13 protein-coding genes and 1 pseudogene are annotated in these 17,821 nt (G+C 62.3%); 5 read left to right on the top strand and 9 right to left on the bottom strand.

Annotation, left to right across the window (positions count from 1 at the left end):
• Window positions 1-271: 271 nt before the first annotated feature.
• From LAQ74_RS18865 to LAQ74_RS18855, 4 genes are all read right to left on the bottom strand, one after another.
• Window positions 272-1,594, bottom strand: coding sequence for a tyrosine-type recombinase/integrase (locus LAQ74_RS18865; protein WP_224337777.1), 1,323 nt, complete (start codon window positions 1,592-1,594; stop codon window positions 272-274).
• A gap of 612 nt (window positions 1,595-2,206) precedes the next feature.
• The gene (locus tag LAQ74_RS20510) at window positions 2,207-2,662 is read right to left on the bottom strand and encodes an aminotransferase class I/II-fold pyridoxal phosphate-dependent enzyme (RefSeq protein ID WP_317987397.1); all 456 of its coding nucleotides are present in this window, start codon (window positions 2,660-2,662) and stop codon (window positions 2,207-2,209) included.
• Entirely contained in the window at window positions 2,659-3,327 is a 669-nt protein-coding gene (locus LAQ74_RS20505; RefSeq protein WP_317987396.1) for a pyridoxal phosphate-dependent aminotransferase, read from the bottom strand. The genes LAQ74_RS20510 and LAQ74_RS20505 overlap by 4 nt, the downstream gene beginning before the upstream one ends.
• Window positions 3,328-3,382: 55 nt before the next feature.
• Complete coding sequence (locus tag LAQ74_RS18855; protein WP_317987400.1) at window positions 3,383-3,811, bottom strand: universal stress protein; 429 nt, start codon at window positions 3,809-3,811, stop codon at window positions 3,383-3,385.
• A gap of 170 nt (window positions 3,812-3,981) precedes the next feature.
• Here LAQ74_RS18855 and LAQ74_RS18850 point away from each other — a divergent pair, with 170 nt between their 5' ends.
• Window positions 3,982-4,953, top strand: coding sequence for an asparaginase (locus tag LAQ74_RS18850; protein WP_224337776.1), 972 nt, complete (start codon window positions 3,982-3,984; stop codon window positions 4,951-4,953).
• Between the two features lie 1,248 nt (window positions 4,954-6,201).
• Window positions 6,202-8,361 (top strand): FAD-dependent oxidoreductase, encoded by a 2,160-nt coding sequence (locus LAQ74_RS18845; RefSeq protein WP_317987395.1) that lies wholly within the window; start codon window positions 6,202-6,204, stop codon window positions 8,359-8,361.
• A gap of 29 nt (window positions 8,362-8,390) precedes the next feature.
• On the opposite strand, the gene LAQ74_RS18840 is transcribed toward LAQ74_RS18845, so the two are convergent.
• Window positions 8,391-8,654 carry an alpha-glucosidase C-terminal domain-containing protein gene (locus LAQ74_RS18840; RefSeq protein WP_224338084.1) on the bottom strand — a complete coding sequence of 88 codons (264 nt, stop codon included), beginning with the start codon at window positions 8,652-8,654 and terminating at the stop codon, window positions 8,391-8,393.
• 238 nt (window positions 8,655-8,892) lie between these two features.
• On the opposite strand from LAQ74_RS18840, the gene LAQ74_RS18835 reads away from it, so the two are divergent.
• Window positions 8,893-9,783: a phytanoyl-CoA dioxygenase family protein gene (locus LAQ74_RS18835; RefSeq protein ID WP_224337772.1), complete on the top strand. Its 891-nt coding sequence runs from the start codon at window positions 8,893-8,895 to the stop codon at window positions 9,781-9,783.
• Window positions 9,784-10,017: 234 nt separating this feature from the next.
• On the opposite strand, the gene LAQ74_RS18830 is transcribed toward LAQ74_RS18835, so the two are convergent.
• Window positions 10,018-11,736, bottom strand: a complete 1,719-nt coding sequence (locus LAQ74_RS18830) for a glycoside hydrolase family 2 protein (RefSeq protein ID WP_224337771.1) — start codon at window positions 11,734-11,736, stop codon at window positions 10,018-10,020.
• A 79-nt stretch (window positions 11,737-11,815) separates the two neighbouring features.
• Between LAQ74_RS18830 and LAQ74_RS18825 the strand changes: the two genes are divergently transcribed.
• Entirely contained in the window at window positions 11,816-14,164 is a 2,349-nt protein-coding gene (locus LAQ74_RS18825) for a glycoside hydrolase family 3 N-terminal domain-containing protein (RefSeq protein WP_224337769.1), read from the top strand.
• Window positions 14,165-14,350: 186 nt separating this feature from the next.
• Window positions 14,351-14,437 (top strand): annotated as a pseudogene (locus LAQ74_RS18820) (SDR family NAD(P)-dependent oxidoreductase); the annotation flags it as partial.
• Between the two features lie 27 nt (window positions 14,438-14,464).
• Here the strand turns inward: LAQ74_RS18820 and gfo6 are convergent.
• The 3 genes from gfo6 to LAQ74_RS18800 all read right to left on the bottom strand — a co-directional run bounded on the left by gfo6 (window position 14,465) and on the right by LAQ74_RS18800 (window position 17,820).
• Window positions 14,465-15,538 (bottom strand): D-xylose 1-dehydrogenase Gfo6, encoded by a 1,074-nt coding sequence (gene gfo6, locus LAQ74_RS18815; protein ID WP_224337767.1) that lies wholly within the window; start codon window positions 15,536-15,538, stop codon window positions 14,465-14,467.
• Window positions 15,539-16,379: 841 nt separating this feature from the next.
• A complete protein-coding gene (locus LAQ74_RS18805; RefSeq protein ID WP_224337765.1) occupies window positions 16,380-17,036 on the bottom strand; it encodes an aspartate/glutamate racemase family protein in 657 nt (218 codons plus the stop codon).
• A gap of 130 nt (window positions 17,037-17,166) precedes the next feature.
• Complete coding sequence (locus LAQ74_RS18800; RefSeq protein ID WP_224337763.1) at window positions 17,167-17,820, bottom strand: class II aldolase/adducin family protein; 654 nt, start codon at window positions 17,818-17,820, stop codon at window positions 17,167-17,169.
• Window position 17,821 lies beyond the last annotated feature (1 nt).

Below are 17,821 nucleotides of genomic sequence, written 5' to 3'. Positions count from 1 at the left end.
TTCGGTCACTTGCGACATCGAGCGAATCGGTCGCTGGCTATCGTGAACTTCAACTTGTGTTGTATTGAATGTATGTACTGAACACCATCTCTGAACACTATCCCTGAACACCATCGCTGAATACTATACCTGAACACCACCGCTAAACACCATTTTATGTCTTCACTCATTCACACACGACTCGAACACATGTGAAGAACAATATCGATGACTGGGGTCGCTGAGTTGGATGAACACCGTTCGTGACGCGTTCCCAGCTCAGAGCTGGAGTTCATCCACCAGTTACGTTCTCTCTTGGTTCGGTCTCGAACGCTTCGGCCAACCGCTCACGCATATAGTCGCGTCGAAGCTGTCGCGCTCGGGCATCCGAGAGATAGTTCTGCAGGACGACTTCGGCGCTCGAACTCCCCTGTTCGGCGGCGATCTCGTCGAGGCTCCCGAGGACCACGTCGAGCGACGAGGCGTACGCGTCGTACCAGAACCGTCGTCCCATCTTCGGAGCGGGCGAGACGCCGTCTATCTCGTCGGGTAACGTCGCGCGCTCGGCCAGTTGGTTGAATCGGTTCCAGACGGTCCACCGGGAGATGTGCTCGCGCGAAGCGTGCGGCGACGGAAACAGGTGCCCCTCCCACTCGTCGCTGTCGGCTTCCTCAGCGATTCGGTTTTCGAGTTCGGCGCGCCCGTACAGAAGCGAGACTTCACCGGGACCGTTCTTCCGCGCGCGGAAGTCGATGTACGGGACGTCGTCATCGGGAACGTCGAGGACGAACTGACCGACGTGGAGACGGGCGACTTCGTTCGGTCGGAGTCCCCACGCGCAGAGCGCGAGCACCAGGAGCCGCTCCTCCCCATCGGCGGCGGCGCGATAGAGCGCACTCACGTGCTCGCTCGACAAACATGGGGTGTCGGCGTCTTCGTCACCGTTGGTCGATCCGGACCAGTCAAACTCGTCGTCGAGGCCGTCAGCGGGGTTCATCCGCGCCCACTTGCGCCGCACGAGGTGAGCGTACCAGTTCGAGACGGCGAGGTGGATTCGGCGTTTGGTCCGACCGCTGTCGAGGTCGCCGTGGAGGCGGTCGAACGCCGCCCAACACGCATCTACCGCTTCGTAAGCGGGGGTCTCACTATCTCGTGCGACCGGGGTCAGGAGGTCACCTGTCCCGTTCTCCGCTCGATACGCGCGGATGTACCGATTGATCCGATACCGGAGCGTCTCGATGGAGGACTCAGCGAGTCCCTTGCGCTCGCGTCGCGACGAGAGGAATGATTCGACGGCCTCGACGGTTCGGTCGTCGTCGGACGCCCAGTCGTACCCCCCGGTTTTCGCTTCGAGTTCCAGGTCCTCCGCCCAAAACTGGGCGAACGTCTTGTCGTGGTACTCTCGGAGAGCGTACAGCAACGGACGCAGGTCGTGTGTTCGAAGCCATCGATGTGTCGGCCTGTCGCGTCGAGGGTCTATTCCGTCGGCCTCCAGTTGGGGCGCGACGACGGTCCAGTACGCGTCGACGAGTTCGTCGAGGTCGAGGAGCGTCCAGGAGACGTCGTCGACGGTCTTGCTCTCGATTTCGCTTGCCGGATTCGGCGTCTCACCCACGGTTCTCCCTCCGCGGCTTCCGATATCGTCGGCGCCGAACCCCGGGTAGCCGTCCCGCCTTGCGGGCTTCACTTTCTAAGACGGTCATTTTCTGCTGATAGACTCGTTCAGACAGATAACGTATATATTTTGGGAACCAACTGACTCCTCCAGTCTGTGTGAACACCGATCGTGGGGGGCTGTGGCTGTCGTATCCTGAATAAACCTCATATTGCGATATGTAAATGCTCCCTGTGGATTCCCACAGTCTCGGAGGATGGGCTAGTTTCAGAGCACACTCCCTTTTCGTCGGGATACCACAGGGAGAACTAATAGAAGGCATCATCCTCAGGGGGTGCGGTTTCCCCCTCCCCGAGATCGCGTTCGTCCAAGGTTCGGAGTTACCTCCTGCGGACCGAAGTTGGTGTTGCCGAGACGGACAGGATTTAGTTTCGTCGCCGACGAAGTCTCGCTCAATGGGTGTCTATCGAATAGTCTCGTCCGTGTTCCTGTGGCAACTCGCGGCGAGCGTGTGCTACTACGCAGTATTCGATTCGACACCCTTCTTTCGCAAGTATTTAAGACGACGCGGAGGAGATGTACACCCGACCAGTACGGTGGTCCGAGAGTGGATCAGACTCCCTCGTCGCGAACGAACCGCTCGATGCGGTCGAACCCCTCCTCCAGTTCCTCCAGACTGCTCGCGAAGCTCACCCGGATCGACCCCTCCCCGCCCGCGCCGAACCCCTCGCCCGGAACGGTCACGACGCCGTACTCTTCGAGAAGGCGTTCGGCCACCTCGAAGCTCGTACCGTCCAACAACTGGACGTCGAGGAAGGCGTAGAAGCCGCCGTCGGGGACGGGACAGGAGAGCGTTGGAATCGCTTCGACGCGGCTCTGGACGTAGTCGCGACGTTCGCGAAACGCCCGGCACATGGCTTCGGCACCGTCCTGCGGTCCGGTGAGCGCAGCGATGGCGCCGTGTTGGGAGAGACTCGACGGGCAGGACGATGTCCCGGGGTGAAGCTTGATGGCCCCCCTCGCGAGGTGTTCGGGGCCGACGAGCCAACCGAGTCGCCAGCCAGTCATCGCGTACTGCTTCGAGCAGGCGTTGATGACGACGACGTTGTTCGCGTCGAGGTCGGCCGCGAGACTGCGTCGTGCTCGGCCGCCGCCTCCACGACGGCTTCGACCGCCTCGGGGTCGTACACCTGGCTCGTTGGATTCGAGGGTGAGTTGAGCACGACACAAGCGGTGTCGTCGCCGATGGCGTCGACGACGCGGTCGACGTCGAGGTCGAAGTCGTCCGCCGCCGAGAGCGCGACTTCGACGGGCGTCGCGCCCGCGAGCTGAATCTGGAGGCGGTACTGCGGCCACGCCGGCGTGGGGAGAACCACCTCGTCTCCCCGTTCGGCGGTGGTCAACAACGTGAGATACAGCGCCTCCGTCGCGCCCGCTGCCGCGATTACCTGACTCGGCTCGATCGAGAGATCGTGGTCGCGCTCCATCTTCTCGGCGATGGCCGCACGGAGTGCGGGGAGACCCGCGTTGTGCGTGTAGTGCGTGGCACCGTCTCGTGCTGCCGCCGCCGCAGCCTCGACGATGTGTTCGGGCGTGTCGAAATCGGGTTCACCGATCTCCAGTCGCACGAGGTCGCCCGACTGCTGCTCGGCGAGGTCGTACATCGTTCGAATCATCGTCTCGTCGATGTCATCGACGCGACGAGCGAGCGGAACCGCGGGTCTCGCTGTCATACCACTTCTGTATCCGCGCACCTCTTAAACGTGCGCCCCGAGTTCGGCTCCATATTCAGTCGGTCATCGCAGTCACGACCGGACAGTCGGCGCTCAGCAGGACCTCCTGGGTCGTACTGCCGAAGATGGCCTTCCCGACCGGCGACCGACGTCGACCGCCGACGACGACGAACCTCGCGTCGAGATGCTCGGCCTCAGCCAGTATCTGGTCGGTGGGGTCGCCGACGCGTCCACGGGTCTCGACGACGCTCTCGTCGAACTGGTCGAGTCGTTGCTCCACGACCCGTTTCGCGTACCGTGCCGCGCTGTCCTCTTCCTGTTCGAACGAGACGTCCGAGAAGTCGGCGACGCTCCCTATCGCCTGTTTGTGCGCCTCGAAGCCCTCGTCGGGGACGACGTGCAAGACGACGAGCGGCTCTCCGTACGCGGTGGTTAAATCGTACGCGACGGAGACGACGTGTTCCGAATGTCCCTCCTCACAGATGGCTGCGAGTATCGAGATACGCTCATGCTCCCGTCCGGACTATAAATGTATCACCGCGAACACGACCGGACTCTCCCACCCAGTCGTACCCCTCGCCTACGCCGGTCGGACGACTGGACTGCCGAACTCGGAGGCGAGAGACTAAGTACAGTCGCGACACACTCTCGCGAATGCCCGTACGGATTATCTCGACCGGCGGAACGATCGCGTCGACGGAAGACGAGGGTGCCGATACGAACCCCGACCTCACGAGCGACGACCTCGTCGCCGCCGTTCCGGCGCTCGGCGCGTTGGCAGACGTCGAAACCGAGGATTTCAGCACCGTCCCGAGTCCGTATCTCACCTTCGAGGATCTGCTAGAACTCGTCGACCGCCTGGCGGAACTCGACGACGACCTGAACGTCGACGGCGTCGTCGTCACGCAGGGGACCGACAACCTCGACGAGACCTCGTACTTCGTCGACTGCTGTTACGACGGGGGGACGCCGGTCGCCTTCACCGGGGCGATGCGCACGCCCTCGCAGGCCGGTCCGGACGGACCGGCGAACCTGCTCGCCAGCGTCCGGACCGTCCTCAGTGACACGGCCCGAGAACAGGGCGCGCTCGTCGTGTTCAACGACCGAGTGCACGCCGCGCGTGAGGTCGTCAAGACGCACTCGATGAACGTCGACACGTTCCAGACGCCGGAGTTCGGGCCGCTCGCGTCTGTCGACGAGAACCGCGTCACGTGGCGGCGATACCCCGAGAGCCCCGACCCGACGTTCGAACCCTTGTCGTCGGACCTTCCCGAGACCGTCCTCACCTGCGTCGCGACCCTCGACATGAGCGACTCCGTACTTCGACTCGGACGCGACGCCGACGCGGTCTGTCTCGCGGCGATGGGTGCCGGTCACGTCCCGCCGAAGGTTCTCCCCGCCCTCGAAACGCTGCGTGACGACGGCGTCCCGGTCGTCGCGACGACTCGCTGTCCGGAGGGACGGCTCGCCCGTCGAACGTACGGGTTCCGGGGGAGCGAGCGGACGCTGCAGGAACTCGGATGCTACTACTCGGACCTGAACCTCCAGAAGACTCGGGTAAAGACGGTGCTCGCGCTCGCGGACGGTCGCCTCGCGGACGCGTTCGACCGGCCGACGCCGAGCTAGCGCGCACCGCTCGGCACCGCCCGACACCGTCGGCGGCGTCTCCACACCAAGCACGGCGTTTCTCCCCGATACGCTCGCCGATACGTTATTGATAGCTCCGCCCGTCGCGGTCGCGTAAGGCTTGCCATTACAACCATAGGATTGTAATCGCCTATGAAAAGTACAATATTGTAGTATAGTTGATATTCGCACTCAACCAATAATCGGATACACGCCTCGTTTGGACACCTGTTCAGACAGTCAGAACAAGGATCTCGTCGACGCTGCTAACTGACGGGTGTCTCAGACGTTGGGACCCTCCCGCTGGTGACTGTTAAACATATGTTTACCGCGTGCGGACTTCACGATGTAAACGGCAATCAATCTGTTTACCCTCAGCGATTTCGAGAAGACACATACGCTGTCAGACGTACTCGAACTGTGCGCAGACGCAGGATACGACGGCGTCGAATTTCTCCATCGGTTCCCGGAAGCCGACTTGGAGAGTGTCAAGTGGATACTGGATTCAACCGGTCTAACGGTTCCTAGTGCGCATCTCGGTCCGCTGGGTCGCCGCAGGTGGCGATGACCGGTTGAGCGAATCGAGGCGCTAGGCGATCGACTCGAATTCTCCACGTCAAGGACGTCGATATCGCGGAGAAACGATCTGTTGAGGTCGGAGAGGGTAACGTCGATCTCGCTTCGTGTGTCGACGCAGCCCTGGCAGCGGGTGTAAATCAGTTCGTCTATGAACACGACGAACTGGATAACTCCCTCATGTCCCTCGAACTCGGTGCTAAATTCCTTACTGATCTATAGTCGCGCTCGTGTTTTCTATTCGGTGGCATGTTCGTTGTTACACGCCGTCTCCTGTCGTCTCTAAAAGGACGATTGTTCACCCAAGCTGAACACCGTTTTAATTCATAATTATGCTTCTGAATCTTTCACAGCGGTGTATATGTGACACATATCTCAGTAAGGCCGTTATTTGTTCCAATTTGTGCTATATATTCTCTCTATTCTATCTGTAACAAAAATACTCGGTTTAGCATTATTCCACGCTTTCTTCTTATTAATAATTTTGCGTCGGTCGTAAGTCGACTGAGAGCGTCTCGGACTGCCAGGCGCGCTTCAGGTTCAGAACACCCGTGCCGGCGTTCTATCTAGGTGAACAGATCCGTCGCTTGTCGTAGGACCTCCTTCCCCGATCGATGAGGTTCGTACGATACGATAGCGTCAAATTTCACCATTTGTGGAGAAGAAATACTCATGTTGGTCCGACCAGGCAATCGAGGTATGCAACAGTACGACGTTGTAGTGACTGGAGCAACACCTGCGGGCATCGGTGCAGCGGTCCACGCCGCCCGGTCAGATCTCGACACGCTCCTGATCGCGTACAACGATCACCTCGGTGGTATGATGGCGAGTGGACTCGGGATGACGGACACACTCTTGCATCCTAGCAAGGGCCGGTCACCAGTCCTCGACGAGTTCTTTGAGCGAGTTGCAACACACTACCGAGAAGAGTATGGACCCGATTCGGCTCAGTATCGGACCTGTAACGATGGTCTTGTCTTTGAACCCCACGTTGCAGAAGGAGTATTCGACGCGCTTGTCGATGCAGAAGAGACGCTTGATGTCGAACGCGAGTGGCACCCGGTCGCCGCAGAACGCTCTGGGCGGACCGTCTCGGGCGTTACGTTCGAGGCCTCTCACGACGATCGAACGATGACGGTGAGAGCCGAGACCTTTATCGACGCGACCTACGAGGGTGATCTGGCGGCGACAGCGGGGGTTCCCTATCGGGTCGGTCGTGAGGCCCGCGAGGAGTACGACGAACGCTTCGCCGGTACCGTGTTCACGAACGCCGACGACGTGACGACGATCGGGTCCGGCAGCACGGGCGAGGGCGACGACGCCGTCCAGTCGTACAACTACCGCATCTGTCTGAGTAGCGACCCGGACAACATGCGCTACCCGGAGAAACCCGACGGCTACGACAGACGGGAGTACCTCTGGGTACTGCACGACCTCAAGAAGATGCGCGAACTGCTCGACGAACGGAGCGTCGAGGATCCCATGGCGTTCGGACTCTCGGACCGGTCGGCCCCGGAACTCGCAACTGCCATGCGGCGCTGGTACGACCGAAACGAACCTCCCGTTGCCGTCGACGACGACGACCGCTGGGTCCCGTTGGCGGACGATGTGTATCGGGGCTCCGATCCGGTCGAAGACGAACTTCTGCCGTTGCCGGCCCAGACGCGCCTGCTGGACCGGTCCCCTGAAGGTCTCGCGGGTGACATCCATCTCGAACAGGAGGGTGAGGAGTTCGTCTGGGGGAACCTGCCCAACGACAAACGGGACATGAATGCTTGCGATCTCGTTGGTGAGTCCCACGCGTATCCCGAGGCCGACTGGGAGACGCGCCACGAGATCGCCCAGCAGCACCTCGACTACGCTATCGGCTTCATCTACTTCCTCCAGAATGACGACGCAGTTCCCGAACGCGCGCAGCGCGAGGCTCGGCAATGGGGGCTCGCGACCGACGAGTTCGAGGACAACGACAACAAGCCGTTCCAGCTCTACGTCCGCGAGGCCCGCCGTATCGAGGGGCGTGAGACGTTCACGGAACACGACGCCTTCCTCGCCGAACAACTCGACCGCGCGCCGGTCAACGACGGGTCGGTCGCCATCGCGGAGTTCCCGCTTGACCCCCACGACGTGAAGGCAGTCCGACGCACCGGGACCGCCTCGGACGGCCGATTTTTCTTGACCGAGTCGACCGTCCCCTCCCAGATCGACTATCGGACGTTGCTTCCCGAGGGGCTCGACAATCTGCTGGTGCCGGTCGCGCTGTCGGCCAGCCACGTCGGATTCCAGACGGTTCGGCTCGAACCGACGTGGTTTCAGCTCGGCGAGGCCGCCGGCGTCGCCGCCGCCTGCGCGCTTCGCACGCACGCGCTCCCCGGGACCCTCGATCTCGTCGACCTCCAATGTGAATTGGCCGAAGCCGGGACGATGCTCACCTACTTCACGGACGCCGATTCGACGGCCGACGAGCCGTGGGCCGCGGCTGTTCAGGTCCTCGGCGCGAAAGGCTTCTTCGACGGCTATGCGGCCCGACCCGACGACCCCCTCGACGCTGCGACGGCCGACGTGTGGGCTGCGGCGACCATCGACCTCGTTTCCGGTGACGGTGATGCGTCGGAACGGGCCCGTCAACTGCCAACTCCTGAGGAGCGATCTGTCGCCGAACCGGTCAGCAGCGAGGATTTCCTCGCGACGCTCGCAGACGAACTCGAAACGGACACCGATCCGGCGGCTGCTGCGTCAGAGGTGGGAGTCCCCGATGAGGTGACGCTCACCCGCGGTAAAGCCGCCCAAATCGTTTACAGATTCGTGACCGCCCACCGCGGTATCGACATCTGAACGTCCTAAATCTGCCGTTAGTTGCCGGCTCAGCGTTGCTCGTAGACGCGGGCTTCGTAGGGACGCAGCGCCTCGTCGACGGCGGAAACCGTCTCGTCTGTGTAGTTGCCGATCAGTACGTCGAACTCGTTTCCGGCGAGCGCTTCCGGCAGGCCGATCGCGATTGCTTCGTCGTCGAAGTTGAGGGCCACGAGCACCCGCTCGTCACCGTCGGACCGCATATACGCGAAGAGGGCTTCGTGGTCGGGGCTAGCAACTCGAACTCGCCGTCGGCGTCCATCGCGTCTGTCGATCCGGTGATGTCATCACCGTAGAAGGCCAGCAAGTGTCCGTGATCGTTCGTTGGTGTCGCCTCCATCGGTATATCGGCCGTGTCGACCGCCGTTGACTGCCAATACGTCTCCGAGAAGCGATGGGCCGTGCTTCGTCGATTATCGAGTCGACGATGTCTGCGATGGAAATTTAATCGTTGTGCCGAGCGTCTACTGTGGAGGAAAGATATTTAACCGGTTACAGCCTGTGTCGAGGCGAATGACAGTGTTATCAGACGACCAGCTATCGTCGTTCCGCCGGAACGGGTACGTCAAGATCAAGCAGGCCGTTTTGGACGACCATTGCGAAGCCGCCGTCGACGCAATTTGGGACTTTCTCGGGAAGTCACCCGACGAACCGGAGACCTGGTACGGCCCGCCTTCGGGCCTCGACGAACTCGCTCACGGTCAATTCGCCGGTATGGTCAACCTCTATCAGCATCAGGCGCTCTGGGACAACCGCCAGCATCCGGACGTGTACGAGGCGTTCAACCAGCTCCTTGGCGAGTCCGATCTCTGGGTGAGTCTCGACCGCTGTAACATGACGCCGCCGAGGCGCGAGGAGTATCCGGAGTACAGTTCGTCGTTTATCCACTGGGACGTCGATACGTCGCCGCTTCCCGAGCGGCCTGTCAGCGAACAGGGCACGTCAGCGATCCCGTTCGGCGTGCAGGGGGTTCTCTACCTCGAGGACACGACCGAAGAGATGGGTGGGTTCCAGTGTGTTCCAGAACTGTATCGCGAACTCGACGAATGGGTGCAAAACGCGCCCGAAGACAGGGACCCCTACGAACCGGACTTCGACGACCAGTACGAAATCGAGTCAATCCCGGGCGAGCGAGGGGATCTCGTCATCTGGGACAGCCTCCTCGCGCACGGCAACGGACACAACGAGTCGAATCGGCCGCGTCTCGCTCAGTATATCAGTATGTTTCCCGCACAGCCGAGCGACGAGGGCACTCGCCAGAACCGGATCGAGAGCTGGCAGAAACAGCAGGCGCCGGCTGAGGAACGGCGGGACCCCCGGGACAGAGAAGCGCAACGATACGAGAGAGCCGAACTCTCGGGACTCGGCGAACGGTTGCTCGGAATCGAACGGTGGGAGGACTGATTCGGACGACTGCAAACGAAGCTCTACTCCGCCAAAGTATGCGACCGTGGTAGACGACTTCCGACGTCTCTACCGACAATCCTCCCGTAAAGAACTTCTGGCGCGTGCAGGCCGGCAACGTCGACGACTCGTCCGAGCCGTTTCTCCGAACGATCTCCGAGTGAGCGGGCAGCCAGATCGGGAGTCAATTGCAGCAGTCGGTGGACGATCGGGTTGCGGTACGAGCCCGTCTTTTCACTGCCGCTCGAACGCAGCGGGCTGCTCGTTGATCTCTCGGATCCGTTCGGGGTCGAACTTCGGCTCGCGGTCGTACGTGTACAGGCCGTTCGTCTCCTGTTCGATGTCGTACAGTTGCGTGTAGCACAGCGCCCACATGTCCTCATTGTCTAGCAGCGTCTCGGTGAGCCCACGGTAGCGCTCGAAGAACTCGGCCTCGTCCGCCGGGCGGTCGCCGTAGCCCCATCCGTCCTCGACGTCGGGGTTCCACCAGATGCCGCCGTACTCGCTGACGTAGCTCAGGGTCTCCCAGGTCGTCCTGTCGTGAGCGCTGGGCTCGACCGGCCCGTCGGTCTCGCCGTAGGTCTCGCGGAACGCCTCGGGGTCCTGCTCGTAGTCGTGCGCGTCGACGAGGTCAGTTTCGACGTGATACCAGCCGCTCGTGTCGATGACGGGCCGCGTGGGATCGAGTGCCTTCGTCGCGCGGTACAGCGTTCGCACGAGGTCCTCGTGGGTGTCGGACGCGGTCTCGTTGAGCGGCGTCCATCCCACCAGCGACGGGTGATTGTAATCGCGCTCGACGACTTCGAGCCACTCCTGTAGGAAGGGGCCGAGCGCCGCGGGATCGCTGTGAGTCAGCCCCCAGTTCGGCCCCTCGTCCCAGACGAGGTAGCCGAGCCGGTCGGCGTGATAGAGGTAGCGCGGCTCGAACACCTTCTCGTGGAGGCGTGCGCCGTCGAACCCCATCTCCTTGCTGATCTCGATATCCTCGATTAGCGCCTCGTCGGTGGGCGCGGTGTAGAGCCCGTCGGGGTAGTACCCCTGATCGAGGACGAGGCGCTGGAATCGGGGTTCGCCGTTGAGGTAGACACGGTGTTCGCCGAGCGTCACCGAGCGCAGTCCGAAGTAGCTCTCGACTGCGTCGACCGTCGCGCCGTCGTCGAGCACCGCGAGTTCGAGGTCGTACAGGTTCGGCTCCTCGGGCGACCACCGGTGTGTCTCGGCCAGTTCGAGCGTGAACGCAGCGAAGCGACCGTCTGTCCGGACGGTGGTCGCGCCGACCGAACGATCGCCGAACGCGACTTCGGCACGGACTTCGCCGTCGAGCAGCGCGCCGGCAAGTTCTACTTCGGCGTGTACGGCGTCGTTCTCCGGGTCCGGTTCGAACTGGAGATTCTGGACGTACGTCTCTGGTACCGGTTCGAGCCAAACCGTCTGCCAGATACCGGTGACGCGGGTGTACAGCGGCCCGTGTGAGTGGTACTGCTGACTCTGCTTGCCACTGGGCTGGACGGGCGAGCGAGTATCGTCTTCGGCACAGACCGTGACGACGTTCGACCCCGGCGTCACGGTATCACTAATGTCCAGGCTAAACGGTGTGTATCCACCCCGATGGCTGCCGACCGACTCGCCGTTCACCCACACCTCCGCTTCGTAGTCGACCGCGCCGAAATGCAACAGGAGGTGGCCGCCGAGCCACTCCTCGGGCACATCGATCTCACGACGGTACCACACCGCGTCCATGAAGTCGGTGTGGCCGATACCCGACAGTTCGCTTTCGGGAGCGAAGGGAACGGTGATTTCGCCCGCAAGTCCGTCGGCATCGGGGAGCCCGCGGGCGCGACCGCTCGCGCCGTGATCGATCTCGAACGCCCACTGCCCGTTCAAATTACGCCACTGTTCTCGTCGAAGCTGAGGCCGCGGATACTCCTCCCGCGGCACGCGCTCGTCGTTCACACTCCATCTGTATCCCTGTGGTACATCAAACCATACGAAAAGCCGAATCATTTACGTGTTGTCGAGCGTTGGTACTCGCATGACAGCTGAGGAGCCAGTACCGTATCGCGATACATCGCTCTCGACGGACCGACGCGTAGCCGATCTGCTCGAACGGATGACCCTGACAGAGAAAGTCGCTCAGCTCACTTCTATCTCACCGACCTCTATCAGTGGGTTCAACGCCGAGGGGGGTGCCTTGATCGACGACGGCACGTTCGACGCGGACTTGGCCCGCGAGGTATTCGCCGACGGCGTCGGGCACGTCACCCGAATCGGTGGCGGCCCGAGCCTCGAACCCGAGCGCGCCGCCGAAGTGACCGAAGAGATCCAGTCGATCCTCGTCGAAGAGACCAGACTCGGGATCCCGGCCGTCCCCCACGAGGAGTGCCTGAGCGGTTACATGGGTCCGGACGGAACTACCTATCCGCAGGCTATCGGGATGGCGAGTACGTGGGACCCGGAGCTCGTCGAAGGAATGACCGAGCGAATTCGCGAGCAACTGTTAGCCATAGGGAGCGCCCACGCCCTCTCGCCGGTGCTCGACATCGCTCGGGACCCGCGCTGGGGCCGTACCGAGGAGACCTTCGGCGAGGACCCCCAACTGGTCGCCGAGATGGCGTCAGCGTACGTCCGCGGACTGCAGGGCGACGAGCCGAGCGAAGGTATCTCCGCGACGGTCAAGCACTTCGCCGGCCACGGTCTCGGTGAGGGCGGGAAGAACCGACCGACGGTCCACGTCGGGGAGCGAGAACTACGTGAGGTTCACCTCTACCCCTTCGAGGTGGCCGTCCGCGAGGAAGGTGTCGAATCGCTGATGAACGCGTACCACGACATCGACGGCGTCCCCTGTGCGGCCGATCGCGAACTCCTGACGGAGATCCTCCGCGAGGAGTGGGACTTCGACGGCACGGTCGTCTCCGACTACTTCAGCGTGATCCACCTCATCACCGAACACGGCGTCGCCGAGACAGACGAGGAGGCGGCGATCCAGGCGCTCTCGGCGGGGATCGACGTGGAGTTGCCGAAGATCGATTGCTACGACACGCTCGTCGAGGCAGTCGAGGAAGGGCGGATCTCCGAGGCGGTCGTTGACACCGCCGTTCGGCGAGTCCTCCGCCAGAAGTTCGAGAAGGGGCTGTTCGAGGAGCACGGCGCGGACCCCGACGAGGCCGCCGCGGCGTTCGGTCCCGACGCCAACCGCGAGTACGCCCGGCGAATGGCTCGCGAGTCCGTGACGCTGCTGAAAAACGATGGGACGCTCCCGCTCGCCCAGTCCGATTCGGTCGCGCTGATCGGCCCGAAGGCCGACGCGCCGACTGGACAACTGGGCGACTACGCCTACGCCGCCCACTACCCTGACGAGGAGTCGAACCGCGACATCGTGACCGTCAGGGACGCCTTCGAGTCACGGCTGGGAGACGCCGTCACCTACACGGAGGGCTGTACGACCAGCGGCCCCTCGACCGACGACATCGACGAGGCCGTCGCAGTTGCCAGCGATAGCGACGTGGTCGTCGCCTGCGTCGGTGCCCGTTCCGCGCTCGCGCTGTCCGGCGACGTAGACGCCCGCGCAGACCAGCCGTACCTGCCGACGAGCGGCGAGGGCGCGGACGTGACCGACCTCTCGCTGCCTGGTGTGCAGAACGAACTCCTCGAAGCCGTCCACGAGACCGGCACACCGCTGGTGGTGGTCGTCGTAAGCGGGAAACCTCACTCGATCACGTGGGCCGACGATCACGCCGCTGCGGTCGTCCATGCGTGGCTCCCCGGTGAGGAGGGAGGTAACGGTATCCTCGACGTCCTCACCGGCGACCACAATCCGAGCGGGCGACTGCCCATCTCGGTCCCGAAGTCGGTTGGGCAGCTCCCGGTATACTACAGCCGTCGGCCCAACAGCCGCGACGAGCGCCACGTCTACACCGACAGCGACCCACTCTACTCGTTCGGCTACGGCCTCTCGTACACCGACTTCGAGTACGGCGACCTCGAACTCTCCGAGACGGATGTCGGACCCGCAGGGACGATCACGGCGACCGTCACCGTCAGGAACACCGGCGACCGCGCCGGCCACGAAGTCGTTCAGCTATACGTCAGCGAGGAAGAGCCGTCGTTGGTCCGCCCCGTGCAGGAACTCGTGGGATTCGAGCGGATCCACCTCGAACCCGACGAGTCGGTCCGCGTCGCGTTCGATCTCTCGGTGACACAGCTCGCGTCTCACGACCGACATCTGGACCTCGTCGTCGAACCCGGCCCGTTCGAGGTTCGGGTCGGCCGAGCCGCCGACGCCATCGAGGCCGCCGAAACGGTCGAGGTCGTCGGTGACCGCTACGAGGTTCCGAACACCGGCCGATCGTACACTACCGAGCGAAGCGTCGAGCGCGAGTAACTTCCACCCTCCCCACACAATCTGCCAGTACTCGTCAAAATATCTCTCTCAAACGACGGGGTGAGCACACCGCCGGATCGTGATCAGTTGGTGGCTTCCGTACGGGGCGGGACGCGAAGGTTTTCATCGATTTATCCAGATTGTCTACAGATGAGCAAGGCGAGTGCCTCGGGGCTTGACCCCGAGGCGGTTCACCTCGGGAGCGACGCCAGTTCGTACGTCACCGGTGAGATCATCACTGTCGACAGCGGGTTCGCCGACAGCGCGCTGTAATACAGACAGTTTCTGACGACGAGATGGCTACTCCAGCGTGACGCGCTCGCCGGACTCCCCTGCCTCGTGGATCGCACGGACGATCCGCATGTCTTGCAGGCCGTGGCGGCCGTCCGGATAGACGCTCGCCCCGGAGAGCAGCCGGTCGGCGAAGTAGTCTAACTCCTCACGCATCTCCCGCTGGGCGTCGAACGTCTCGTGTTCGACGGTTACTGTGAGGTCGTCGCGACGGAGGCGCAGCGTCGCCTCGCCGTGGAACGCGGGATAGATCTCGATCTGCCCTTCGGTTCCACTGATCTTTAGCTGTGAGTCCGAGTGAGCGTTCTGACTCGCTGTCGTGACCATTGTCACGCCGTCTTCGAAGGCCAACAGCGACGACGAGCGCTCGTCGGGCACGTCGCCGAAGGCCTCGTGGAGCGAGCACATCTCATTGGCGACCGCCACCGGTTCCTTTCGGAGCAGGAAGCGGGCCGTATTGATCGAGTAGATGCCCAAGTCCATCACGGACGTGCCGTACCCCGAGAGGTCCGAGTTCAGTCGCCACTGGTCGGGATCCGGAATCATCTCCAGCAGTGGCTGGGAGTTGTGGCCGTAAACAGAGACTGGTTCGCCCAGGAACCCGTCCTCGATAAGCTCGCGCGCACGCCGAATCGCCGGATTGGTGTGCATTCGGTAGGCAATCATTAGTGGCACGTCGGCTGCCTCGCAGGCCTCGACCATCCTCTCTGCTCGTTCGTAGGTTGATTCCATGGGCTTCTCGCAGATGGCCGGTTTGTCGAGATTAGCCGCCGTCTCGACGTATTCGAGGTGGAGCGCGTTCGGCGTGCCGACGTAGACGGCGTCGTACGCATCGGCGGCCGCTCCATCGTGGAACTCGTCGTAACTGATGCCTCGATCCACGTCGTTCTCGACCGCGACGTCTACCGCCTTCTCGGTTGAGCTGCTGACCAGCACCGTTACCTCGCCGAGATCCGAGTTTTCGATCGCCGGCAGAACGACGTCGACTGTCCACCAGCCAAGCCCCAACAGCGCGTATCGGACCGTGCCGTCGGTCGACGTCTGCCAGTCCCGTTCCTCGTACGCCGTGATCCAACTGTACATTACCTACTGGTTCCTGACCCGCTCCCAAAAAGTACTCCGGTGACATCCTCCTCGCCGTAAACGGCGAGGCTTCCCACGCATGGGGAATACCAGTCAGTCGTCGCTGGCAGAGGGTTTCGACTCTTCGTAGGCCGTGAGCGTCATCTGCGCTGGTACGCTCTTCTCACGGTGAGTCGTGGCGGTGTCACTACCGCTCCCATCCCGAAGCGAGTCATCGCGTTCCGACTTCGTTCAGATATAAGTAATTGTACACAACTGGCGGTGTGCGTGACTGACTGCGACGGTCGCACAGAACCTCCCTCGCGTCGACTCGACGACTCCGATAGAGCAACTGTCAAAGGTGTCCCTCGGAGTACGAGACGCCGAATTTCGACTCGACGTGACGTCGAAAGAGAGCGGCGGTCCACTCGTCGGCGTCGTAGTCCAGTCTGTCGAGTACACCGCCGCATCCGCCCGAAGTTTCGCGAGTTCGTCTTCGGCCAGCTTCGGTGGTCGATCTGGATGGTCATCGTCGCTGACGGCCGCGTCGACCGAACCTCCTCCGAACCGATTCAGTCACGAGTACAGCATCGAGCGCGGGCTTCTATTCCGTTCGCTGAGGTCGGCAACTCGCGGTCCGGTCTTGGACTCAATCGCGACGACGAGGCGCTTTGCTTCCTTTGCGTCGTCGACAGCCGAGAACGCGGCCCGCAGGCACTCGACCGACACCTCGCCGAGTTTTTTCGGGGTCGTGTTCCGTTCTCACCATCCAAATATTTTTGTTTGCTATGGTGGGATATGGCGAATTATGGACTTGGCTGGCGCTAACAGGTCGCGCTTTAGTGTTCACGCGATCGCGTGTTCAGCGAATCTCCGAGGCGACGGCCTCCATCGCGAGGTCGGGACTCGACAGCACGGGAACTGCCACCTCGTCGTCGAGCGTCGGTGCAAGGTGGCTCATCGACGCCTGCGCGAGGATGACGACGTCCGTCTCGGCCGCGAGTTCGCGCACGCGTTCGCTCACGAGGTGGTCGTGTCGGTCGACGTCACCGCCCTCGCGTGCGTCGAGCGCGCCGTCGACGAAGACCGGTTCGACGGTGACTGATTTCCCCGCTTGGTCCGCCTTGCTCCGGACGAGTTCTGTGCTGGGTTCGAGCGTCGACGATGCGGTCGCGACGACGGAGATGTGCTCACCGCGTTCGACGGCAGCCTCGGTCATCGGATCGTCTATCTTGATGATGGGGATGTCCACCATCTCGCGCGCGATGTCGACGGCTGGCGACGTGCTGGAACAGGTATCGAGGACGACGTCCGCTCCGGCGTCCTCGGCCAGCGAGAGCTGCGAGCAGATTCGGCGAGTAACGCTGGGCGTCATTTCTCCAACTGTGAGGAGTTCCTGAAGCACGCTCTCGTCGACGATGTGGAACGTGTCGGCGTCCTGAATGTAATCGCTGGCTAGTGAATCGAACCGGTCGGACAGGCTCGCTACTGTGTGGAAGAAGCAGACTGTATCTGACATGGAGTTTTCTATGTGAATAGCTCACACTACTCTGTCTTTAATGATTTGTGTTTATGTCGATACGTTGTTGATCGATCAGGTATCCTCTCACAGGATATCGCTTGGAACCGCCGCGAACGAAGGCGCTGCTCTACTGTTGGCCGTACGTCTCGCTGAACATCTCGCGGAGCTTCCGGACTTCGCTCTCAGGGAGGAGTTCAGGCTCTCCCACGTTGATCGCCTGATAGTGGATACGAGCGCAGTATTCGACCATCTGAGCGACCTCTAGTGCGTCCGCCCCCGTCGCACCGACGGCCATGACGCCGTGGTTCTTCAGGAGGACGGCGTCGCAGTCGGCTCCCATGGCCTCGGCGGCGAGTTCGCCCAGCGCCTCGGTGCCGGGTGGTTCGTAGCCGGCAACCGGGATCTCCGTCCCAGCGTAGGCGATGAGGTAGTGCGACGCCGGAATCGGTTCGTTCAGGCTGGCAAACGTGCTCGCATACGGTGAGTGGGTGTGGACGATGCCTCCCACGTCGTCACGTTCCCGGTAGAGTATCGTGTGCATCGGCGTCTCGTTCGACGGCTTGAGTTCTCCCCGAATACGCTCTCCATCGAGGTCCACCACGGGCACCGTCTCGTGGGTCACCTCCTCGTACGGGACACCGGACGGACTGATGGCGACGTGGTCGTCGGACCGGACGCTTACGTTGCCGCCGGTGCCGCGCGTCAGCCCCTGTGCGAGCATTTCGCGGCCGAGTTCTCCTACCTGTTCGCGCTCCGCTCGGAGTGTCTCTGGTTCCGTCATC

This window comes from Haloprofundus halobius (assembly GCF_020097835.1).
GTDB lineage: Archaea > Halobacteriota > Halobacteria > Halobacteriales > Haloferacaceae > Haloprofundus > Haloprofundus halobius.
The sequence above is the reverse complement of the archived record's forward strand: the minus strand, read 5'-3'. Positions and strand labels throughout refer to the sequence as shown.